This window comes from Faecalibacterium hominis (ex Afrizal et al. 2022), from assembly GCF_049545105.1.
Lineage (GTDB): Bacteria > Bacillota > Clostridia > Oscillospirales > Ruminococcaceae > Faecalibacterium > Faecalibacterium duncaniae.
Window position 1 is genome coordinate 2,459,954 of the sequence record NZ_CP186860.1, and the last position, 21,998, is coordinate 2,481,951.

Here is a 21,998-nt window from a genome sequence, read left to right on the forward strand (position 1 = left end):
ACGAACGATGTCAGCCCATTCGGACAGACATCGTTCGTTTCTTTTTACAGGTGGATTCAGGGATGGATGCTTATGGTCACGGTGCAGGGAGCATCCAATGTAAAGGTCAGCTCAAGCAGCCCATCGTGGCGTGTGGTCACGGTGCAGGGCACAGAGGCTGTAACAGCTTTGGGACCCGGCTGCAGAACGGCCAGAACAGTGCTGCGGCCCGCTGCGGTAAAATCCAATGTGGCATTTAAGGCGCTGTTGTCCGGTGCCCAATCCGTATGCCGGACAAAGGCATCAAAACCGGTCGTGAGGGTGCCGGGGCGGTAGTAAGCGGAAAACCACTGTACAATGGGAGAAGAAAGCCCGCTGAACTGATGCCAGCCGGCACCACGGCGGCTTTCGATCATAAAGTGTTCAAAACAACAGTAGCTTTCGGCACACTCGTTCTGCCACAGGGTAAGAGCGGTGTCGGCAATGCGGTAAGCAAAATCGGCAAGGCCCGCATCCAGTGCAGATTTGAAGAACATCCACTGATAAGGCATCCATACAGCGCCGTTCCAGTAGCCGTCACGCCGATAGTACGGCGCACTCTGATCTACGGTGGAAAGGCCGCAGGCACACCACAGGTGTTCCGGGCTCTGCAGCTTCTGCCACAGAAGTTCCTTCTGCGGTTCTGTACAGGCACCTGCAAACAGCGGCGAAGCGCCATCCAGGCCCATATCGTAGTTCAGGCCCTGCTCGGTGCGCAGAATATCCGCAGCATCACCGGAAGGATCGTGCAGGAGGTACCCGAAGTAACCGCTTTCCTCGTCCCATGCAGTCTGCAGGGAGCGCCCCAAGCAAAGCGCATCGGCATCAAATGCATCTGCGTCGGCTGTCTCACCCAGCAGGCGGGCGGTGTAAGCCAGGATCTTTGCACAGCGTATCGCATGGGCAGTTGTGACCACGGGCGCGCAGCTGGCCTGCAAACGGCGACGATGGACCTCCTGCTGTGGGGGATAATCGTCCCATCCACCGGAATTATAGAAATAATCCCAGGGACGCAGCAGGCCGCTGTGCAGGTTGGCGGTAGTGGAGCCGCCTTCCTGCCCGGTGAAGAAGCGATAGTACAGCTTTAGGCGTGGATAGCAGTAGGCGGCAAGTTCTCTGCTGCTGGTGCGATTCAACAGCTCAGCGTACAGATAAAACTGCGTTGGCACCATGGAGCCATGGTGTAAGAAAGCAGCATCCACAGAATCCGGGGGCATCAGGTAGGTGTTCAGGCAGTCAAAGGCATTGCGCAGGCTGGTCTGAGCCAGACCCATTCCAATGAATCCGGAATCCCATGTGTAGACACAGTCCCACCAGCGTCCGGGAGTGTAGTGACGGATATACTGTCCCCGCGTGTACACCGGATACACAACGTTGGTGCAGAGAACTGCATTCATCAACTGTTGGCCCAAGGCAAGCGATTCGGCAGCCGGTAAAGCGGGCGGTGCTGCAAGGGAGGCAGAAGCCTGCTGCCATACATGCTCCCAATCACTGCGCTGCGTCAGCAGCTCATGGCAGCGCAGCGCGGCGGCAGAAGCATCCGGAGCAGCACAGACCGCTCCATAGATCACTTTTGTCTGTCCTGCCTCCAAGGAGATCGGCCCCATAAAGAGATTGACGTAATGCCCTTTTCCGTTGCCGCGCAGCGTGGCGTTTACATGGTCGTGTACGGTGTCACGCAGAAAGATATCCAGTTCATCGTTTTCGATCGTGCGAATATGGGTGGTGATATCATCCCACAGGATCCCGTAGCACTCCTGAATGTGGGGATACTGCAGGGTCAGATAGTTCTCATCTGCGGCGGGTTCAGCCTGAGGCCGGGAGCCATCTCCACGCAGTGTAACGGTAAAGTTACCTGCGTCCGCCTGCTCGCACAGAGCGAGGCAGTCCAGCTTCGCCCCTCCAACACCGGCAGCAGTCAGGGTCAGAGTGAATTTCCCGGCGGGAATGGAAGCATTCAGCGGCAGGATGGCAATGGAAGGCTTCTGACAGGGCGGCAGCCGCAGCGTGACTTGACCATTGACATCGTACTCGGAACTCTCATCTGCCGGATTCCAATACCGTACACAGAGACAGGGGGTATGCAGGGGCGCGGTAAGGGAAAGCGTAAAGGTAACGGTATCCCCTTTTCCGCTGGGCATGACCTGCCCAAAAGGTCCTTTGCCTTCGGAACAGCCGAACCCCATGCCAATGCCGTATCCCTGACCAAAGCCGGGAACGGCTTCTTCGCCCCGGCGCAGACCATCCCAGGTCAGACATTCGTTGGGACGGTGGATGGAAAAATCCAGGGTGTCATAATCCTTTGCCCAGACAAAGGCCGCGTTTTCCGGCAGGGATACCTCACAGCCCGGCAGGGAGAAGCCGCGGTAGGAAGGAACGGGATCCCAGGCCGAAGCCATGTAATGGAGCACCAGATTCTGCGGAGCATCGGTATTGTTGTGGAGTTCAGCACGGATCAGCCGGGCATCCTCCCCCAAGGGGGCAAAAGAGATGTCTGCATACAGCTGATCCTTCCACAGGAGCTCGTGGCGGAGCGTGTAGCAGCTCAGATCCGGAGCCGCAGCCCAGGGGTGAAAGCCGCTTTCAAACCGTACATTGGGCACATCGACCCGGCGGCGATACATTCCCGGAAAAACGGACAGGTCAAACCGAACGCCGTCGTTGGCCGCAGGAACATGGGAAATGCCGCTGTATCGTTTGGTGTAGGGGCCCCACGCAGGCAAGGAAAGGTCATGTGATTGCATGGTGTGATATCCTCCCATCAGCCCTTGACTGCGCCAATGGTAACACCGGCAACAAAGTACTTCTGCAGGAACGGATACAGGCACATGATCGGCAGGGTGGAAACCACCATGGTGGCATATTTCAGACCATCGCCGATGACCTCGACATCACCGGTGGAACCGGCCATGTTGCCGATGTCGCTCTGGATCAGGACCTCACGCAGGATCATCTGCAAAGGGTACAGAGAACGATCCCGAATGTACAGCAATGCCGGGAACCAGCTGTTCCACTGCGCAACGCCGTAGAACAGCGCCATAACGGCGAACACTGCACCGGAGAGCGGAAGAACAATGCGGAAGAAGGTCGTGATATCGTTGCAGCCGTCCAGGGCTGCGGCCTCGATCAGCTCATTCGGGATGGTGTTTTCAAAGAACGTGCGCATGATGATCATGTTATAGGTACTGATGGCGGAAGGCAGCACCAGCGCCCAGATCTTATTCAGCATACCCAGCTTCTGAATGATCAGATAAGTGGGGATCATGCCACCGTTGAAGAACATGGTAAAGATGAAAAGGCTGATAAAGACATTGCGCCCGAACAGATCCTTGCGGGACAGGGGGTAGGCGGCGCAGGCGGTAAGGGTCACGCTGATCAGGGTGCCCAGCACGGTATACAGGAGCGTGTTCAGATAACCCGTCCAGATGCTGGCATCCTTCAGAACCTTCTCATACATGGAGGTCGTAAAGCCTTTGGGCCAGAAGGAAACATTGCCTGTCAGCAGCTGCATGGGATCACTGAACGAGCCGCTGATGATGTGCAGAAGCGGCAGAATAATAGTTGCGCTGATCAGGATCAGCAGCAGATACACAACAATGGTATAGATCCGTTCCCCGATGCTTTCCTTCACTTTCGTGGGGTGATTCATCGCATCAATATTCTTTTTCATCACCACAGGCTCACCTCACTGATCTTTTTGCTGAACTTGTTGAACAGCACGATAATGGTAAAATTGATCACGGAATTAAACAGGCCCACAGCCGCAGAGAAGCTGTAATCGCCGCTTTCAAAGGCACGGCGGTAAACGTAAGTGGAGATCACATCGGCAGTCTCATAGGTTGCAGGGTTGTACATCAGCATGATCTTTTCATAGCCGACCGAGAAAATAGAGCCCATGCGGAGGATCAGCATGATGATGATCGTGGGCAGCAGGCCGGGCAGCGTGATATGGATCAGCTTGTCCCATTTGGAAGCACCGTCAACGGTGGCGGCCTCGTAGAGAGAGGGGTCAATGCCGGTCAGTGCCGCCATGTACACAATGGAACCGTAGCCGGCGCTTTGCCAGATGTCAGAAAGAACATAGATCGTCTTGAAGTACTTGGGCTCGGCCATAAAGTGGATCGGCGTACCGCCAAAGGCGGTGATCAGCTGGTTGATCAGGCCGCTGGAAGGAGAAAGCAGGGCGCTCAGAATACTGACAACGACCACGGCGGAGATGAAGTGGGGCAGGTACACCACGGTCTGTACGCTGCGCTTGAAGAATTTACCGCGGACTTCGTTGATCAGCAGAGCCAGAATGATGGGAATGGGAAAGCCCACAATAATGGAATACAGGCTGATGCCAAGTGTGTTTTTGATCAGACGGCCAAAATACTCGGATTTAAAGAACTGGATGAAATATTTGAAGCCGACCCACTTGCTGCCCGTGATGCCCAGTACGGGAGAGAAATCACGGAAGGCGATCTGCGCGCCGTACATGGGCGCGTACATGAACACGATATACCAGATCAGGGCGGGCAGCAGCATCAAAAGCAGATAGCGGCTGCGCCAGAACTTTTTGCAGGCATGATCAAGGCGGTTCGCTGTTGGCAGTGTGATCGGTTTTGCTGCGGTGGCAGTTTTCATGGTGGTATTCTCCTGTTTTCGTTCTGAAGAACCCAGGAAAAAATAGGCCGGGAACAGGGTGTTCCTGCCCCGGCCGTTATTTTACTGGATCAAAAAATAGGTGCCTGCTGAGGCATCAGCCATTCAGAGTCTTCTGGTAGATATCGATGACCTCTGCAATGCCCATGCCATTGACCTTTTCAACGTAGGTGTCCCAGTTGGACAGCGGCTCACGGCCGGAAACAAACTTGATGATCATCTCATCAACGTAAGTATCCACGTCTGCCATCACTGCACGACGGACGGCATCATCCTCAGAGGAGAAGGAGGTGGAGCCGGGAATGACGTACTTCTTGGATTCTTCCAGGAAGGGAATGATGCAGTCCTGCTTTGCGCGGTTGACAGACTCATCATCCAGCTGTGTGACCTCATCCTGGCTCAGAATGAACGGGCCGGAGCTCTGTGCAAAGGTGAAGGTGCCGATCGCATTCTTGGGAGACAGGCCGTCAGGGTTCTTCATTACATAATCGGTGAAGATCGGCTTGCCGTCCTGCATGGTGTAGTGAGTGCCCTCAATACCCATGTTGATCAGCCGGGTGCCCTCGTCGCTGTACATGTAATCCAGCAGAGCGACCACGCGGTCAACGTTCTTGCAGCTTGCGGTGATGGTGGCGGCTGCAATGGCACGCGGCTCCTGATCAATATAGGAGTGGATCTGTGCATCGCCCTTGGGGGGTACGGTGGCCTCAACATGGAAGCCGGGGAAGGAGGCAGGCATGGTGGCGTTCTGTGCAGCCAGCATACCGCCCAGCGGGCCGTAGAAGGAAGCCACCGCGTTCTGGGCCAGCTTCGGCACGAAGGAAGCGTAGTCCATGGTGATGATCTCGGGATCAATATAGCCCTTCTCGTACATATCGTGCATCCAGGTCACGGCCTTTTTGTACTTGGGGTCGATGGGGCCGTAGTGGACCTTGCCGCCATCGTCCGGGTCGGTGTAGAAGTCATCCAGGCAGCCGAATGCGGTGCAGAAGTTCCGCAGGCCGGTCATATCGTAGGAGCTGAAGGGAATCTCATCGTTGGTGCCGTTGCCGTTCAGGTCGGTGGTCTTGACCAGATGCCAGTAGTTCTCCCAGTCCTCCAGGGTCACGGGGCTCTCAATGCCCAGCTTTTCCAGCCAGTCGGTGCGGACGATGTAGGGCATATTGCCGGAGACCTTCTCATCCAGCATGGGCATATAATAAATATTGCCGTCGCTGTAAGTCAGTGCTTTTTCGACACCGTCCCGCTTGTCGATCTCCTTCTTCAGGTTGGGCATGTTGTTCTCGATGTAATCGTTCAGGGACAGGATCACGCCGGACTCGCCGTATTTCAGCACCTCGGTGGTGGGCATATCCATAATGATATCCGGCAGCTGAGCATCCATCATCACAAGGTTCAGGCGCTCGTTGTAGTTGTCCTGCGGGGGATTATCAAATTCAAAATCCATATTGAATTTTTCGCCCAGGACCTTCCAGACATCCATCTGCTCGGCAGCAACCTCGTTTGCGGCCTTGGATTTCAGGATGCGCACGGTGATACGCTCGTTGGAAGCAGCTGCTCCGGAACCGGCAGCAGAAGAAGTAGTAGAGGAAGAGCTGCCACAGCCCTCCAGAACACCCAATGCCAGAGATGCGACCATAGCGCTGCATACGGCGCGTCTGCTGATTTTTCTTTCTTTCATAAAATCTTTTCCTCCTTGATTTATGGAATGGGACGGGGGAAATCCCCGTGCTTCCATAACCTCCGTTCAGCTCGTACGCTGCCGCCCAGTGGTTTTTCCTTACTCAGAAGCATATCATGTTCTTTTTGGAATTGCAACATTTTTTGATACAAAACGCACAAAAGATTTTCTCATTTTTGAGCGTGATTGTTGCACAATATACACAAAGATGCGTTTTTTCTTCCTTTTGTCATGGTGCGGGATAAAATGTCATGCTCCTTCACCTTGACGATTCCGGCACAAAAAGATATGCTGGAAACAAAATTGGAATCGGAGATCCATTCAAAAGAAAGGAAGAGAGAAACTATGAGTAAGCAGATCACAGCCATCATCGTGGGCGCGGGCCACCGGGCGATCCTGTACAGCCTGTATGCGCTGGAACACCCGGACGAGCTGAAGATCGTGGGCGTGGCAGATCCGGATCCGATCCGGCGGAAAAAGGTTGCGGAGATGCATGGCTTCGGGGAGGAAATGTGCTTCAGGAACGCTGAGGAGCTGGCAGCAAGACCCAAGCTGGCAGACGCGGTGATCAATGGAACCATGGACCGCCAGCATGTGCCCACTGCGGTTCCGCTTCTGCGCGCAGGATATGATATGCTGCTGGAAAAGCCCTTCGCGATCAGCGAGGAGGAAGTGAACTATTTATATAAGGTGGTAAAAGAGACCGGGCGGAAGGTGATGATCTGCCACGTTCTGCGGTATGCGCCCTTCTATGTCGCAATCAAGCAGAGACTGCTGAGCGGGGAGATCGGTGACATTATCAACATTCAGGCCACAGAACATGTCAGCTACCATCATCTGGCCGTCTCCTTTGTGCGCGGCAAATGGGGCAACGAGGAAAAATGCGGGGCTCCGATGCTGCTGGCAAAGTGCTGCCATGACATGGATCTCATTATGTGGCTGAAGAGCGGCGTTTCGCCCAAACAGATCGCAAGCTTTGGAAGTGACTTCCAGTTTGATCCTGCCAAAAAGCCCGCAGGGGCAGGCAGGCGCTGCCTGGTGGATTGTCAGTGTGAGGAGACTTGTCTGTACTCTGCCAAAAAGCATTATCTGGATCACCCGGATCGGTGGGCGTTCTATGTATGGGACTGCCTGGAGAATATTGAGGAGCCGACGCTGGAGGACAAGCGTAAGTCGCTGATGACAGACAATATCCATGGACGCTGTGTGTGGGATTGTGAACATACGGTGGTGGATCATCAATCGGTGCTGATGAATTTTGCGGATGGTGCAACTGCGACCCTGAACATGATCGGCGGCACAGCGAAGCCGGAGCGCAACATCCACATCATTGGTACGAAGGGTGAGATCAAGGGCGTGTTTGACGATTCGGTTTTCACTGTGCGCACCATAGATACCGCCAGCGAGAAGGGCTGGAACGAGGAAGTGGTAGACCTGAAGATCGGTGGAGATAAGAGCGGCATGACAGGCTCTCATGGCGGCGGCGACCTGCGGCTGGTGGAGGACTTTGTTCATGTGCTTCAGGGCGAGGAGCCTTCCATCTCCTGCACAACGATCAAAGATTCGATCAATGGGCATCTGGGGGTCTTCTGCGCAGAGCGTGCTCGCAAGGAGAGCACCGTCATAACGATGCCAGACATCAGATAATGCAGTGCTGACATAGAAAGCGTCCCCGTGCAGTTTTGATATCCTGCACGGGGACGTTTTGTGATCTTTTTATTTCCTCATTTCCGCATTCACCCATTCCCGCACGCGGTCAGGCCGGTTGGTGACGATGCAGTCAGGGCCAAGGGGCAGCAGGGAACGGACAGCGTCCTGAGTGTCCACGGTCCAGAACGCGGCCTGGATGCCCATGGCGTGGAGCTGGTTCACAAGCTCGGGATTGGAGTAGGCGGTGTGGTATTCGCAGCTGACGATGTCCACAGGGAAATCCAGCGTTTTGATGTAGGCAGCCACATCCGCCTGCTCCTCCAGATGGCCGATGACCTGCTCCACGGTCTCGCCGGGGAAGTTGGCACGGAGCATATCCACCTTGTCGGCCACAGTGCGGTAGATGAGATTGTTCCGCAGGTCGATGCAGTTTTCCTCGCTGAAGGGCTCATCCATGCTGTTCACAAGGCCCAGATCCTTCCATATCACCGGCGGGGGAAGCACCATGCTGAGGAAAGCGCCGTAGGTCAGTGCACCTACCTTCAGCTCGGGCATCAGCTGCTTTGCCTGCCGCAGCTGGGAGTGGTGGAAGGAGATGAGGGTGAGTCGATCGGTGAGCCCGGCGGCGCGGACCGCATCCAGCACCCGGGGCACAAAGTCGGGGTCGTCCTGCAGTGGGCTTTTCAGTTCCAGCTGCACCTGGGTGCCCTCCATGCCGGCGCAGAGCTCCAGCGCTTCCTGCAGCGTGGCGATCCTCTCGTTGGCGTAGATGGCATCTTTCCAGCTGCCAAAATCCAGGGTCTTCAGCTCGCCCATGGTCAGGTCGTAGATCTGGCCGGAGATGTCGGTGTGCATATCCACCATATAGTCGTGGTGGATGACCAGCTCGTTGTCGTAGGTCTTCTGTACATCCATTTCCACGCCGTCCGCGCCAATCTCCATCGCCTTGCGGAAGGCGACCAGCGTGTTCTCAGGGGCCAGATAGGATGCACCGCGGTGCGCAATGATTTGGGGTGTCGTCATCTTGTGCTATGATTCCTTTCCTCACAGTTGGCTCAGGCCAGATCTTCGCCGTCGGAGGCGATGACCTTTTTATACCAGTAGAAGCTATCCTTCCGGCTGCGGGCCAGCGTGCCCTTGCCTTCGTTGTCCTTGTCTACATAGATGAAGCCGTACCGCTTCTTCATCTCGCCGGTGGAAGCACTGACCAGGTCGATGGGCCCCCAGGTGGTGTAGCCCAGCAGGGGCAGGCCGTCCTCGTTGATGGCCTTTTCCATCTGCTCGATGTGGGCCCGCAGGTAGTCGATGCGGTAGGTGTCGTGGATGGAACCATCTGCTTCCACCTTGTCCACCGCACCCAGACCGTTCTCCACGATGAAGAGCGGTTTCTGGTAGCGGTCATACAGGCTGTTCATGGTGATGCGCAGGCCCACCGGGTCGATGGCCCAGCCCCAATCGCTGGCCTTGAGGTAGGGGTTCTTGACGGCATCCATGATGGCATTGCCGCTGGCCTTGTTCATCAGTTCGGGGTCCACAGTGGTGCAGCGGCTGGAATAGTAGCTGAAGGAGATGAAGTCCACAGTGCCCTCTTTCAGCAGCTGCTCGTCGCCCGGCTCCACCTGCAGGGCGATGCCTGCACGTTCCATCCGCTTTTTGGCCCAGACAGGGTATTCGCCGCGGGACTGGACATCAATGAAGAAGTAGTTGTCGCGGTCAGCCTCGGCAGCAGCCTGCACATCGGCAGGGGCGCAGGTGCGGGGGTAGAACTGACCGGCGGCCAGCATACAGCCAACCATGGCATCGGGCATGATGGCATGGGCCAGCTTGACGGCCTTCGCGCTGGCCACCAGCTCGTGGTGAGCGGCCTGATACTTGACCTGCTGCACGTTCTCGCCGGGCGCAAAGAGCAGACCGGCTCCCATAAAGGGCATGTGGAGCAGCATGTTGATCTCGTTGAAGGTCAGCCAGTACTTGACCTTACCCCGGAAGCGCTGGAACAGCACCTCACAGTAGTGAGCGTAGGCATCTACCATCCGGCGGTCTTTCCAGCCGCCGTACTTTTTGATCAGGGCAATGGGGGTATCAAAGTGGCACAGGGTCACCAGCGGCTCAATGCCGTACTTGTGGCACTCATCAAAGAGCTCCTCATAGAAGCGCAGGCCCTCTTCGTTGGGCTGTGCGTCATCGCCGTTGGGCAGGATGCGGGTCCAGGCAATGGACAGGCGGTAGCAGCGGAAGCCCATCTCGGCAAAGAGCTTGATGTCCTCCTTGAAGTGGTGGTACATGTCAATGGCTTCGTGGGAGGGGTAGAAGTGCTCGGCATCGCAGTCCAGCATCTTCAGCTGGCCCAGCGCCACGGGGAAGCGGTCGGGGCCAAAGGGCACCACGTCCACGCTGGACAGGCCGCGCCCGCCCTCGTTGTAAGCGCCCTCGCACTGGTTGGCGGCAGTGGCACCGCCCCACAAAAAGTCTTTCGGGAATTTGCCCATAGGTCTTACCTCCTGATGCAGTTGAATTCTGATGATTCAATGATACCATGTTCTGAGCGGCTGTCAACCGGGAAAGTACGACTTTAGCCGTCAATTCGACGAAAAATGTTGCTGATTTTTGACACTTTTCACGAAGAAATCGAAAATTACGAGCGATTTTCCTTGGAATCTGTTTCTTCCAAACGGACAGTAAGTGTGATAGACTGAATAGGTAAACGGAAAACGGCTCACCCTGCCCTTCATTGCTTTGCAATGCCGGAGCGGGCGAGGACGTTGATGAAAGAGCTATCAGGAAAAATGGAGTGTTTGCTATGACTGAATTCAAGCCCATCAAGGAAGGCAAAGTCCGCGAGATCTATGACAATGGCGACAGCCTCATTATGGTTGCCACCGATCGTATCTCTGCATTTGATGTGATCCTGAAAAATAAAGTGACCAATAAGGGCAAGGTGCTGACCCAGATGAGCAGATTCTGGTTCGACTACACCAAGGATGTTCTGCCCAACCACATGCTGAGCGTGGATACCGCCGATATGCCCGAGTTCTTCCGCACGCCTGCCTTTGAGGGCCGGAGCATGAAGTGCCGCAAGCTGACCATGCTGCCCATCGAGTGCATCGTGCGCGGCTACATCACCGGCAGCGGCTGGGCCAGCTACCAGCAGAACGGCACCGTCTGCGGCATCCGCCTGCCCGAGGGCCTGCAGGAATCCCAGCAGCTGCCCGAGCCCATCTACACTCCTTCCACCAAGGCTGAGATCGGCGACCACGATGAGAACATCAGCTACGAAAAGAGCATTGAGGTGCTGGAAAAGCAGTTCCCCGGCCATGGCGAGGACTACGCCACCAAGCTGCGGGACTACACCATTGCCCTGTACAAAAAGTGCGCCGCGTATGCCCTGAGCCGCGGCATCATCATTGCCGATACCAAGTTTGAGTTTGGTCTGGATGAGAACGGCAACGTGGTGCTGGGCGATGAGATGCTCACCCCCGATTCCAGCCGCTTCTGGCCGCTGGAGGGCTATGAGGCCGGCCACGGTCAGCCCTCTTTCGATAAGCAGTTCGTCCGCAACTGGCTCAAGGCCAATCCCGACAGCAACTACGATCTGCCTCAGGATGTCATCGACAAGACCATTGCCAAGTACGAGGAAGCTTATGAGCTCCTGACTGGCAAGAAGCTGTAAACACTCTGATCTTCTTTCTCCCCTCTGCTGTATAACGGCAGGGGGGATTTTTTGTGTCAGCAGCAGTTTCCCCCGGAGGGACGGCGGGGTGTTCCACAAAAAAATCCTCCCGCCCATGAACAGATGGGGCGAGGGGAAAGCTAAGGGTTGGCAGTGTTACAGGATGCGCACCCGGATGACAGCAGGGATAGCGGCCAGCTTCTCAGCCAGCCTGCCGTCCACGGCACCGGTCGCGTCCAGCATGGTGTAAGCCATGTTCTTTTTGCTCTTGTTCACCATGTTTTCAATGTTCAGGCCCGCTTCGGTGGTCAGGGCGGTGATCTGGCTGATCATGCCGGGCTCGTTCTTGTGGATGATGCAGATGCGCTTGCCGCCTGCACGGGGCTGGTGCACCTCGGGCATGTTCACCGAGTGGGTGATGTTGCCGTTCTTGAGGTAATCGCTGATTTCCTGCACGGCCATTGCGGCACAGTTGTCCTCGGCCTCCGGCGTGGAAGCACCCAGATGCGGGGTGCAGACGATGCCGGGCTTGCCCAGAATGGCCTCAGTGGGGAAGTCGGTCATGTAGCCGGAGACCTTGCCCGTCTCCATGGCCTCCAGCAGGGCTGCGGTGTTCACCAGCTCACCGCGGGCGTAGTTCAGGATCTTCACGCCGTCCTTGCACAGGGCCAGGGTCTGGGCGTTGATGGTATCCTTGGTGGTGGGCAGGTAGGGAACATGGATGGTGATGTAGTCGCACAGAGGGAGCATGTCGTTCAGGTTCACGCAGTGGTGGACCTGGCTGGAAAGGTTCCAGGCGGCATCAATGGAGATGTAGGGATCGTAGCCGTAGACCTCCATGCCCAGCTCAATGGCGCAGTTGGCCACCCGGGAACCGATGGCACCCAGACCGATGACACCCAGCGTCTTGCCTTTGATCTCGTTGCCCACAAACTTTTTCTTGCCCTTTTCCACGGTCTTGGCCATGGCGGGGTCACCGGTCAGGCCCTGGCACCACTGGGCAGCGGCGGCCACATTGCGGCTGCCTGCGATCAGCATTCCGATCACCAGCTCAGCCACGGCGTTGGCGTTGGCACCGGGGGTATTGAACACCACGATGCCCTGCTCCGAGCAGCGATCCAGCGGGATATTGTTCACACCGGCACCGGCACGGGCAATGGCCAGCAGGTTGTCGTTGAAGGTGGTGTTCAGCAGGTCGGCGCTGCGCACCAGAATGCCATCGGGGACATCGGTGTCCACCGAAACATCAAACAGGTTCTTGTTCAGCTTTGCCAGGCCCACCGGGCTGATGGCGTTCAGGGTTTTTATCGTGTACATAGGACAAATTCCTTTCATATCAGATAAACATTCCAAAGAAAGCGGAGCCCGGCTGTTTCTGTTTTACGCAGAATCAAAACCGACCTGCCAAGGGCTCCCCTATTAGGGGAGCTGGACACCGTCAGGTGGCCTGAGAGGTTATGCGTTCTCTTTGCGGAATTTCTCCATGAAGTCCACCAGCTTCTCTACGCCTTCGGTGGGCATTGCATTATAAATGGAAGCGCGCATACCGCCCACCAGACGGTGGCCCTTCAGGTTGACAAAACCGGCTTCGGCGGCTTCGGCGCAGAACTTCTTGTCCATGTCGGGGTCAGGGCTGGTAAAGGTGACGTTCATCGTGCTGCGGTAGCGGTGCTCCACAGGGTTGTGGAAGAACTCCTGACCGTCCAGATAATCATACAGGATCTTAGCCTTGGCTTCGTTGATCTTCTGCATGTTTTCCAGACCGCCGATGTCGTTTTCCAGATACTTGAGCACCAGACCGGTCATATAGATGCACCAGCAGGGGGGCGTGTTGTACATGCTGTCCTTGGCCAGCAGGGTGGTGTAGTTCATCATGGTGGGCACGGTGTCGGCGGCGTGGCCCAGCAGGTCGTCCCGGACGATGGCAATGGCCATGCCGGCGGGGGCTACGTTCTTCTGCACGCCAAAGTAGATGCAGCCATACTTGTTCACGTTCACAGGTTTGGAGAGGATCATCGAGCTCATGTCCGCCACCAGCGGCACACCCTCCACCTGAGGTACCTCAACGTACTGGGTGCCGAAGATGGTGTTGTTCTGGCAGATGTGGATGTAGCTTGCGTCCTTGTCGTAGTCGATGGCGTTGACATCGGGGATGTAGGTGAAGTTCTTGTCCTTGCTGGAAGCAACGATCTTCACCTCGCCGAACTTGGCGGCCTCCTTGGCAGCCAGATTCGAAAAATTGCCGGTGACCAGATAATCAGCCTTGCCAGTGGTCATAAAGTTCAGGGGCACCATGGCAAACTGCTGGGTGGCACCGCCCTGGAAGAAACCGACCTTGTAGTTGTCAGGGATGTTCATCACCCGGCGCAGGGTGGCTTCGGTTTCAGTGATGATGGCATCGAACCACTTGCTGCGGTGGCTCATCTCCATCACGCTCTGGCCCGAATCGCCGTATTCCAGCAGCTCTGCCTGTGCCTGACGGAGCACCTTTTCCGGTAACATGCTGGGGCCTGCGCTGAAGTTGTATACTCGTGCCATATGGAACTCTCCCTTTCCTATCCGTACCGCCGCTCTCATCTGCGGCAGGTGTGTGCTTGATTTGTCCGTAGTATACCGGTTCCGGGGGGGCAAAAACAAGAGCATCTTTGCACAAAGATGGGACTGCTCTGCCTGCCTTGAACGCACAAAACACACAACTGTCCTTGATCAAAGAACACTTTTTAAGACAAATGTAAAAATATGCTGGTTTTACCGCATGACTCCTTACTTTTACTGCTTGCCTGTTTGTGCCGGGTGTGGTATAATCATGTTGAAATAAGACAAATGTAAAAGCAAAAAATCGGAGGTGAAACCGGTGTACGGACTTTCAGACAGACTGAAACCACTCTCTGCCGCCGAGGAGCAGGTGCTGCTGGCGCTCTGGGACTGCCCCGCCCCGGCCACCCGGCGGGATATCAGCGAAAAGCTGACCGCCACCGGCTGGGCTCCGGCCACGGTGCTCAACTTTTTGTACCGTCTGGAGGAAAAGGGCTGGGTCAAGGGCGGCAAGGCGGGGAGCCAGAACACCTATCTGCCCACGGTCACCCGCCGGGCTTACTGCGTTGCGGCCATGCGCCAGCGGATGGACACCCTGTTCGGCGGCAGCCTGCCCGAAGCGGTCCGCACCCTTGCCAGCGAGAGCGGCGCTTCCCAGAGCCAACTGGAACAGGCCATCCGGGTGCTGGAGGAGCAGCATCAGGAGGCAGAAGAATACGACCTGTACGATCCCTATGGGTAACGGAAAAACGAAAAAGCTCCCATCACGGGAGCTTTTTCGTTGCATTCGGTCGAAAGATGTGTTAAAATTAAATGCGAAAAGGTACTGCACATAACGGCAGGCGGTTAGCCCACACTTCCGGAAGGAGGTGAGAGCGATGCCTATTACTTTGACGTTCCATATTTTTGGACTGGTATTTACCATCAAGGTGAAAAGCGAAAACCGCCACCCTGGCCGGTGACGGTTTTCTAGTTAAACCTCAAACCTAAAAGGGCTAACCGCTTGTCGCAGTGCCTTTTCTATTTGTAGTATAGTGATTTTTTCTTGTTTTGTCAAGAGGCGGAAGGATATACGATGGAGTGCAGATTGAAAGCAAAAAAATGCGGCGGCTGTCCGATGCTGGGGCTGGATTATGCCGAGCAGCTGAAACAGAAAGAAGCCGCTGTCCGTAAGCTGGTGGGGAAATACGGCCCGGTGGCTCCCATCCGGGGCGCGGAAAACCCCTGCCATTACCGCAATAAGGTGATCTCTACCTTTGCAGCGGGCCCCGGCGGGAAACTGGTGTCCGGCATCTATGCGGCAGGTACGCATAAAGTGCTGCCCGTGGAAAGCTGCCTGCTGCAGGACGAAGTGCTGGACACCGTGATGCAGGCGGTGCGGGCGGCGGCCAGCACCTGCCGCTACCAGCCTTACAATGAGGACAAGGGCACCGGCCTGCTCCGCCACTGCCTGCTGCGGCGCGGTGTGGTGTCCGGGCAGGTGATGGTGGTAGTGGTGACAGCCCAGCCGGTTCTGCCCGGGGCGAAAAACTTTGTCCGCGCCCTGCTGGCCGAAGCCGAAAAGCGCCATGTCCCCGTGACCACCGTGGTGCAGAACTACAACCCCCGCCGCACCAGCGTGGTGCTGGGCGAAGAGGAAAAGGTGCTCTACGGCAAGGGCTTCATTCTGGATACCCTCTGCGGCAAGACCTATGCCCTGAGCCCCCGGAGTTTCTACCAGATCAACCATGACCAGACCGAGGTGCTGTATGGTCTGGCCGTGGAAGCCGCCCGCCTGACCGGCAAAGAGGTGGTGCTGGATGCCTACTGCGGCATTGGCACCATCGGTCTGACCGCCAGCGGCAGGGCAAAGCAGGTGGTGGGCGTGGAGCTGAACCGGGACGCTGTCCGGGATGCCATCGGCAACGCAAGGCACAACGACGTGAAAAACGCCCGCTTCTTTGCCGCCGATGCCACCCAGTGGATCACAGAAGCGGCGGCCGCCGGGCAGAGAGCAGATGTCGTTTTCATGGACCCGCCCCGCGAAGGCTCCACCCCCCAGTTCATCGAGAGCGTGGCCCGCATGGCCCCCAAACGGGTGGTCTATGTCAGCTGCAACCCTGAGACCATGGCCCGTGATCTTGCCCTCCTGACCGCCAAAGGCTACCGCGCCGAGGGCTTTACCCCTGTTGATCTCTTCCCCCAGACCGCCCATTGTGAGGTGGTCGGCGCGCTGACCAGATCACAGAAGTCCAAAGGGTGAAACAAGCCACAATGAATGGATATTTTTATGTATTAACGGCCATTGACCTTTTTGTGCTGAGCTTCATGTGCATCCTCACAAAGCTCAGCGAGTCCCTGAACAAAAAGCAGAAGCAGGGATTTTTCTTTGCCTTTGCGCTGATCGCGGTGATCTCGGTGCTGGAGGTGGTGACACTGGCGGTGGATGGCACCCCGGCGGGCTACCGCTGGCTGAACATCCTGTCCAACTATCTGGGGTTCGGCCTGTCCCCGGGAGTGTGTCTCTGCCTTGTGTATGTCATGGACCGGAAAAAGAGGATGAACCGCTGGTTCAGGGCGGCGGTGTGCTGCGAGGCGTGCTACCTGCTGTTCCTTGCTCTGTCCATCCCCGCCGGGCTGGTGTTCTCCGTCAGCGCCGACAATGTTTATTCCCGCGGGCAGTACTTCTATATTTATATCATCATGTACTTTGCGGCCATCGTGTATCTTTCGGTGTCCACCTTCGTCACGGCGCGGGAATTCCAGAACCGCAGCCGGGCGCTGATCTACCCCCTGATGTTCTTTCTGCTCATTGAGACCATCATTCAGGTGACACTGCCGGAGCTTCACGTTACATGGCTGTGCGTTACCCTGTTGTCGGTGCTGTACTTTATCTACTGCAGCGAGATGTGGAACCAATTGGATGCCCTTACCGGGCTGCTGAATCAGAACAGCTATCTGAACCGCACTGCTGAGATGCGCCGCCGCGGCGGGGTGCTGGTGGTGTTCGATGTGGACGACTTCAAGCAGATCAACGACCGCTACGGCCACCTGCAGGGAGATATCTGTCTGGCCGAGATCGGCCGCTGCATCAAAAAAGCCTATGCCCGCAGCGGCTACTGCTACCGCACCGGCGGTGACGAGTTTTGTGTGCTGATGGAAAACGCAGACCGGGAGGCCCAGTGCGCGCAGGAGTTTGTACGCCAGCTGGAACAGCGGCGAAAAGTCGTGGACTTTCTGCCCACGGTGTCCTTTGGTTCAGCTCCTTTTTTGGGGGGAGGATGTGCTGGCTGTGAAGAACCGGGCCGACCGGGAGATGTACCGCTACAAAAAGGCCCGGAAGCCCGATGCCGCAGGCGAAATGGCCTAGCCCAGGCGCTTTTCAAAAGGGGAGGATACCATGAGCGAATTTTCACATCTGAGAAACAAACTGCTGGCCGAGCAGGTGGAGGATCAGATCTACCACTACATTCTGGATACCCCCATCGAGCCGGGGGCAAAGCTGCCCAATGAGTTTGCGCTGGCAGAAAAGTTCCGGGTGGGGCGCAGCACCATCCGGGAGGCGGTGAAGCTGCTGTCCAGCAAGGGCATCGTTGAGGTGCGGCAGGGCTCCGGCACCTATGTGGTGACCACGGTGAAGGGCCTTTCCGACCCGCTGAACCTGCGCAGCGTGCAGGACAAGAATGCCCTGGCGTTTGACCTGGTGAATGTCCGGCTGCTGCTGGAGCCGGGCATTGCGGAGATGGCTGCCCAGAACGCCACCCCGGAGGACATTGAGCGGCTGCGGCGGCTCTGTGACCGGGTAGAGACGAAGATCCACGAGGGCGACCGCTACATCGAGGACGATATCGCCTTTCACACCTGCATTGCCGAGAGCAGTAAGAATCTGGTGGTGGGGCAGCTGATCCCGATCATCGACACGGCGGTGATGATGTTCGTCAATGTCACCCACAAAAAGCTCATTGACGAGACGATTATGACCCACCGGATGATCGTGGAAGCAATCGCAAACCATGATCCCATCGGGGCGAAGTCGGCCATGGTGATGCACCTGAACTTCAACCGCACCTATATCAAAAAGGCCTACGACGGCGAGGATCCGGACGACGGGACCGTCGGCATGGCACAATTTGTAAAATGAGGAACACCCTGCACGGTGGATCTGTGCAGGGTGTTTTTATGGTCAAAATCATCTGACGACTTTTCTGGAGTGAATCGGGCAAAAAGAGGCGAAAATGGGCTTTTTGGATGATGTATCCCATGAAATTGGGCGAAGTGCTGGATGTATCCCAGAGTTTTTGCACAAAAAGTAGGACATACCTGGGACAACTTGCAAAGAATCGTCTGTGGATTTACAATAAAATCACAAAAGGTCTTACGGAAAAAAGGACGAGAGAGCAATATTTGGAGGTAATGATTATGGAACTGCGTTCACAGGAAGTCCGCACGCTGGCACCCGAAAATGACCCGCTGAAGATGGGTATGGGCTGGAAGGTCGAGGATCTTTCCAAGCCCCAGATCCTGGTGGAGAGCACCTTCGGCGACAGCCACCCCGGCAGCGCCCATCTGGATCAGTTCGTCAAGGAGGCAGTGCAGGCGGTCAACGAAAACGGCGGCAAGGCTGCCCGCTACTTTGCAACCGATATGTGCGACGGCATTGCACAGGGCCACGACGGCATCAACTACTCGCTGCCCCACCGGGATGCCATCGTGAATCTGGTGGAGGCACAGGCCAACGCCAGCGTCTACGACGGCGGCGTGTTCATCGCCAGCTGCGACAAGTCTGTGCCCGCCATGCTGATGAGCATCGGCCGCCTGAAGGATATGAGCGCCATCGTGGTCACCGGCGGCGTGATGGAAGCCCATACCCTGCCCAAGGAGTATGTGGTCAGCGACCCCGCCTGCGCCATCAACGAGCTGCTGACGCTGGAGCAGATCGGCAAGTTTGACGCATGGGAAAAGACCGGTGTCATCCCCAACAGCCAGCTGGATTACTACAAGCACAACGCCTGCCCCAGCTGCGGTGCCTGCTCCTTCATGGGCACCGCCTCCACCATGCAGATCATGGCCGAGGCCCTGGGCCTGATGCTGCCGGGCACCGCCCTGATGCCCGCCACCGCCCCGGAGCTGAAGCAGGCCGCCTACGATGCCGGCAAGCAGCTGATGGAACTGGTGAAGAAGGGCATCACCGCCAAGGACATCGTGACCAAGAAGAGCTTTGAAAACGCCATCATGGTCCACGCCGCCATTTCCGGCTCCACCAACGCCACCATGCACCTGCCCGCCATCGCCCACGAGTTCGGCATTGAGATCGATGCTGACACCTTCGACCGGATGCATCGCGGTGCACACTACCTGCTGAACATCCGTCCCTCCGGCGACTGGCCCGCACAGTACTTCTACTATGCAGGCGGTGTGCCCCGCGTGATGGAGGAGATCAAGTCCATGCTGCATCTGGACGTGATGACCGTCACCGGCAAGACTCTGGGCGAGAATCTGGAGGAGCTGAAAAAGAACGGCTTCTACCAGCACTGCGATGCCATTCTGGCAGAAAAGACTGCTGGTTTTGCCCGCCCGGTCAGCCGCGAGGACATCATCCACAGCTTTGACAACGCCAAGGGCACCGACGGCAGCATTGCCATCCTGAAGGGCAACTTGGCCCCGGAAGGCTGTGTCATCAAGCACACCGCCTGCCCCAAGAATATGTTTGAAGCCACCCTGCGCGCCAAGCCCTACGACAGCGAGGAGGAGTGCATCTCCGCTGTGCTGCACGGCGAGGTGAAGCCCGGCGATGCCATCTTCATCCGTTACGAAGGCCCCCGCGGCAGCGGTATGCCCGAGATGTTCTACACCGGCGAAGCCATCTGCGCCGACCCGAAGCTGGCTTCCAGCGTGGCCCTGATCACCGACGGCCGCTTCTCCGGCGCAAGCCGCGGTCCCGTTATCGGCCATGTCAGCCCGGAGGCTGCGGTGGGCGGCCCCATTGCACTGGTAGAGCCCGACGACCTGATCCAAATCGATGTCCACAACCGTAAGCTGGCCATCGTGGGTGTGAAGGGCGAGCCCAAGACCCCCGAAGAGATGGAGGCCATCCTCGCTCAGCGCCGTGCCAACTGGAAACCCAAGGCTCCCAAGTACACCAAGGGTCTGCTGAAGCTCTACTCTCAGCACGCCGTCAGCCCCATGAAGGGCGCTTACATGGAGTAAACCACTCTGTATAAATAACAAAAAGTAAAACTGCCCGGCGCGTTTTCCGGACGGTTTGGATAAGTGCAGCCAAAAATCGAAATGGAGGAAATTTCTATGACAGCAGTTGCAACTCCCGATGCGGCACGGCTGGTCTTTGCTGCCGTTGCAGGCCTGATCCTATTGCTCATCCTTATCATCAAGTTCAAGGTCCATGCCATGATCTCCATCCTGATCGGTGCAGTGGGCATCGGCCTGATGGCCGGGATGCCCCTGTCTGACATTATCGGCTCAGTGAACGAAGGCATTGGCAACACCTTAAAAGGCATCGCCCTTCTGGTGGGCCTTGGCTCCATGTTCGGTGCCATTCTGGAAGAATCCGGCGGCGCGCAGACGCTGGCCGTGACTATGGTGCGGAAGTTCGGTGACGAAAAAGCCGCATGGGCACTGGGCATCACCGGCCTGGTGGTGGCCATGCCGGTGTTCTTCGATGCCGGTCTGATCATCCTCATCCCGCTGGCCTTCTCGCTGGCAAAGCGCACCAAGCGCTCCGTACTGTACTACGTCATCCCCCTGCTGGCCGGTCTGGCTGTCGGCCACGCCTTCATCCCTCCCACGCCGGGTCCCGTGCTGGTGGCTGCCATGCTGGGCGTTGACCTGGGCTGGGTCATCCTCATCGGCATCTTCTGCGGTATCTTTGCCATGATCGCTGCAGGCCCCATCTGGGGTTCCATCTGCGGCAAAAAGTACATGATCGAAGTCCCCGAGCACGTTGCCCAGCAGGCAGATATTGACGAGAGCAAGCTGCCCAAGTTCGGTACCATCGTGGGCATCATTATGATCCCGCTGATCCTCATCATTGCAAACTCCGTGGCCAAGGTGGTGCCTGCAATGGCCGGCATCCAGCCCGTTCTGGCCTTCCTCGGTGAGCCCTTCATGGCGCTGCTGCTGGCTACCATCGCCGCCATGTATCTGCTGGGCACCCGTCACGGTTATAACAACGCCCAGCTGGAAAAGATCATGACCAAGTCCCTTGAGCCCACCGGCATGATCCTGCTGGTCACTGCCTGCGGCGGCGTGCTGCGCTACATGCTGCAGAACTCCGGTCTGGGCGATGTCATCGGCAACGCCGTGGCCAACGCCAGCCTGCCGCTGGTTCTGGTGGCCTTCATCGTGGCTGCTCTGGTGCGTATCTCGGTTGGTTCCTCCACCGTTGCCATGACCATGGCTGCAGGCATCATCTCCGCCATGCCCGGCATCAGTGAGCTGAGCCCGCTGTACCTGGCCTGTGTCACCGCTGCCATTGCAGGCGGCTCCACCGTCTGCTCCCACTTCAACGATTCCGGCTTCTGGCTGGTGAAGAGCCTTGTGGGCATGGACGAAAAGACCACCCTCAAGACCTGGACCATCATGGAAACGCTGGTGGGCGGCGTGGGCTTCCTGGTAGCCCTGATCATCTCCTTCTTTGCCTGATCGGCAGTTAGATCTCCTTCGGTCTGCCGCTCATTGTTCTCCGAATCATTACCTCCTATGAAAAGGGACTGCTGCACTGGGATATCCCCTGTGCGGCAGTCCCTTTCCTTGTTCTGGCAGGGCACGGTGCGCAATGGCGTGATTTGAACTGGCTTTTTTGCA

16 protein-coding genes are annotated in these 21,998 nt (G+C 57.0%); 8 read left to right on the forward strand and 8 right to left on the reverse strand.

What is annotated here, in order from left to right; translation table 11 throughout:
- Positions 1–56 precede the first annotated feature (56 nt).
- The 4 genes from ACKXGA_RS11865 to ACKXGA_RS11880 all read right to left on the reverse strand — a co-directional run bounded on the left by ACKXGA_RS11865 (position 57) and on the right by ACKXGA_RS11880 (position 6,343).
- On the reverse strand, positions 57–2,762 hold the full coding sequence (locus ACKXGA_RS11865; protein ID WP_423729565.1) for an MGH1-like glycoside hydrolase domain-containing protein: 2,706 nt from the start codon (positions 2,760–2,762) through the stop codon (positions 57–59).
- Between the two features lie 17 nt (positions 2,763–2,779).
- Entirely contained in the window at positions 2,780–3,688 is a 909-nt protein-coding gene (locus tag ACKXGA_RS11870; protein ID WP_423729566.1) for a carbohydrate ABC transporter permease, read from the reverse strand.
- The gene (locus ACKXGA_RS11875; RefSeq protein WP_097770046.1) at positions 3,688–4,644 is read right to left on the reverse strand and encodes an ABC transporter permease; all 957 of its coding nucleotides are present in this window, start codon (positions 4,642–4,644) and stop codon (positions 3,688–3,690) included. Before ACKXGA_RS11875 ends, ACKXGA_RS11870 begins: the two co-directional genes overlap by 1 nt.
- Before the next feature lie 115 nt (positions 4,645–4,759).
- On the reverse strand, positions 4,760–6,343 hold the full coding sequence (locus ACKXGA_RS11880; protein WP_181967282.1) for an extracellular solute-binding protein: 1,584 nt from the start codon (positions 6,341–6,343) through the stop codon (positions 4,760–4,762).
- 345 nt (positions 6,344–6,688) lie between these two features.
- On the opposite strand from ACKXGA_RS11880, the gene ACKXGA_RS11885 reads away from it, so the two are divergent.
- The gene (locus ACKXGA_RS11885) at positions 6,689–7,990 is read left to right on the forward strand and encodes a Gfo/Idh/MocA family protein (RefSeq protein ID WP_423729567.1); all 1,302 of its coding nucleotides are present in this window, start codon (positions 6,689–6,691) and stop codon (positions 7,988–7,990) included.
- 69 nt (positions 7,991–8,059) lie between these two features.
- On the opposite strand, the gene ACKXGA_RS11890 is transcribed toward ACKXGA_RS11885, so the two are convergent.
- Both ACKXGA_RS11890 and ACKXGA_RS11895 read right to left on the reverse strand, forming a co-directional pair.
- Positions 8,060–9,016, reverse strand: a complete 957-nt coding sequence (locus tag ACKXGA_RS11890; RefSeq protein WP_423729568.1) for a glycerophosphodiester phosphodiesterase — start codon at positions 9,014–9,016, stop codon at positions 8,060–8,062.
- Positions 9,017–9,048: 32 nt separating this feature from the next.
- The gene (locus ACKXGA_RS11895) at positions 9,049–10,482 is read right to left on the reverse strand and encodes a 6-phospho-beta-glucosidase (protein ID WP_097770042.1); all 1,434 of its coding nucleotides are present in this window, start codon (positions 10,480–10,482) and stop codon (positions 9,049–9,051) included.
- Between the two features lie 311 nt (positions 10,483–10,793).
- On the opposite strand from ACKXGA_RS11895, the gene ACKXGA_RS11900 reads away from it, so the two are divergent.
- Complete coding sequence (locus tag ACKXGA_RS11900; RefSeq protein ID WP_097770041.1) at positions 10,794–11,663, forward strand: phosphoribosylaminoimidazolesuccinocarboxamide synthase; 870 nt, start codon at positions 10,794–10,796, stop codon at positions 11,661–11,663.
- A gap of 156 nt (positions 11,664–11,819) precedes the next feature.
- Here the strand turns inward: ACKXGA_RS11900 and ACKXGA_RS11905 are convergent, their stop codons facing one another.
- Together ACKXGA_RS11905 and serC are read right to left on the reverse strand one after the other, a co-directional pair.
- On the reverse strand, positions 11,820–12,980 hold the full coding sequence (locus tag ACKXGA_RS11905) for a phosphoglycerate dehydrogenase (RefSeq protein ID WP_423729569.1): 1,161 nt from the start codon (positions 12,978–12,980) through the stop codon (positions 11,820–11,822).
- A 138-nt stretch (positions 12,981–13,118) separates the two neighbouring features.
- Positions 13,119–14,201, reverse strand: coding sequence for a 3-phosphoserine/phosphohydroxythreonine transaminase (gene serC / locus ACKXGA_RS11910; RefSeq protein WP_423729570.1), 1,083 nt, complete (start codon positions 14,199–14,201; stop codon positions 13,119–13,121).
- Between the two features lie 316 nt (positions 14,202–14,517).
- Between serC and ACKXGA_RS11915 the strand changes: the two genes are divergently transcribed.
- The 6 genes from ACKXGA_RS11915 to ACKXGA_RS11940 all read left to right on the forward strand — a co-directional run bounded on the left by ACKXGA_RS11915 (position 14,518) and on the right by ACKXGA_RS11940 (position 21,836).
- A complete protein-coding gene (locus ACKXGA_RS11915) occupies positions 14,518–14,940 on the forward strand; it encodes a BlaI/MecI/CopY family transcriptional regulator (protein ID WP_423729571.1) in 423 nt (140 codons plus the stop codon).
- 333 nt (positions 14,941–15,273) lie between these two features.
- Positions 15,274–16,440 (forward strand): 23S rRNA (uracil(1939)-C(5))-methyltransferase RlmD, encoded by a 1,167-nt coding sequence (gene rlmD / locus ACKXGA_RS11920; RefSeq protein ID WP_423729572.1) that lies wholly within the window; start codon positions 15,274–15,276, stop codon positions 16,438–16,440.
- An 11-nt stretch (positions 16,441–16,451) separates the two neighbouring features.
- A complete protein-coding gene (locus ACKXGA_RS11925; protein WP_423729573.1) occupies positions 16,452–17,690 on the forward strand; it encodes a GGDEF domain-containing protein in 1,239 nt (412 codons plus the stop codon).
- A complete protein-coding gene (locus ACKXGA_RS11930; RefSeq protein ID WP_423729574.1) occupies positions 17,578–18,318 on the forward strand; it encodes a FadR/GntR family transcriptional regulator in 741 nt (246 codons plus the stop codon). Before ACKXGA_RS11925 ends, ACKXGA_RS11930 begins: the two co-directional genes overlap by 113 nt.
- Before the next feature lie 278 nt (positions 18,319–18,596).
- Complete coding sequence (ilvD, locus tag ACKXGA_RS11935; RefSeq protein ID WP_349175310.1) at positions 18,597–20,384, forward strand: dihydroxy-acid dehydratase; 1,788 nt, start codon at positions 18,597–18,599, stop codon at positions 20,382–20,384.
- Between the two features lie 96 nt (positions 20,385–20,480).
- Positions 20,481–21,836, forward strand: a complete 1,356-nt coding sequence (locus ACKXGA_RS11940) for a GntP family permease (protein ID WP_423729575.1) — start codon at positions 20,481–20,483, stop codon at positions 21,834–21,836.
- Positions 21,837–21,998 lie beyond the last annotated feature (162 nt).

Coding starts and splice junctions, on each gene's coding strand:
- ACKXGA_RS11865 (WP_423729565.1), bottom strand. CDS start 2,762: ATGCAATCACATGACCTTTCCTTGCCTGCGTGGGGCCCCTACACCAAA.
- ACKXGA_RS11870 (WP_423729566.1), bottom strand. CDS start 3,688: ATGAAAAAGAATATTGATGCGATGAATCACCCCACGAAAGTGAAGGAA.
- ACKXGA_RS11875 (WP_097770046.1), bottom strand. CDS start 4,644: ATGAAAACTGCCACCGCAGCAAAACCGATCACACTGCCAACAGCGAAC.
- ACKXGA_RS11880 (WP_181967282.1), bottom strand. CDS start 6,343: ATGAAAGAAAGAAAAATCAGCAGACGCGCCGTATGCAGCGCTATGGTC.
- ACKXGA_RS11885 (WP_423729567.1), top strand. CDS start 6,689: ATGAGTAAGCAGATCACAGCCATCATCGTGGGCGCGGGCCACCGGGCG.
- ACKXGA_RS11890 (WP_423729568.1), bottom strand. CDS start 9,016: ATGACGACACCCCAAATCATTGCGCACCGCGGTGCATCCTATCTGGCC.
- ACKXGA_RS11895 (WP_097770042.1), bottom strand. CDS start 10,482: ATGGGCAAATTCCCGAAAGACTTTTTGTGGGGCGGTGCCACTGCCGCC.
- ACKXGA_RS11900 (WP_097770041.1), top strand. CDS start 10,794: ATGACTGAATTCAAGCCCATCAAGGAAGGCAAAGTCCGCGAGATCTAT.
- ACKXGA_RS11905 (WP_423729569.1), bottom strand. CDS start 12,980: ATGTACACGATAAAAACCCTGAACGCCATCAGCCCGGTGGGCCTGGCA.
- serC (WP_423729570.1), bottom strand. CDS start 14,201: ATGGCACGAGTATACAACTTCAGCGCAGGCCCCAGCATGTTACCGGAA.
- rlmD (WP_423729572.1), top strand. CDS start 15,274: ATGGAGTGCAGATTGAAAGCAAAAAAATGCGGCGGCTGTCCGATGCTG.
- ACKXGA_RS11925 (WP_423729573.1), top strand. CDS start 16,452: ATGAATGGATATTTTTATGTATTAACGGCCATTGACCTTTTTGTGCTG.
- ACKXGA_RS11930 (WP_423729574.1), top strand. CDS start 17,578: ATGAGCGAATTTTCACATCTGAGAAACAAACTGCTGGCCGAGCAGGTG.
- ilvD (WP_349175310.1), top strand. CDS start 18,597: ATGGAACTGCGTTCACAGGAAGTCCGCACGCTGGCACCCGAAAATGAC.
- ACKXGA_RS11940 (WP_423729575.1), top strand. CDS start 20,481: ATGACAGCAGTTGCAACTCCCGATGCGGCACGGCTGGTCTTTGCTGCC.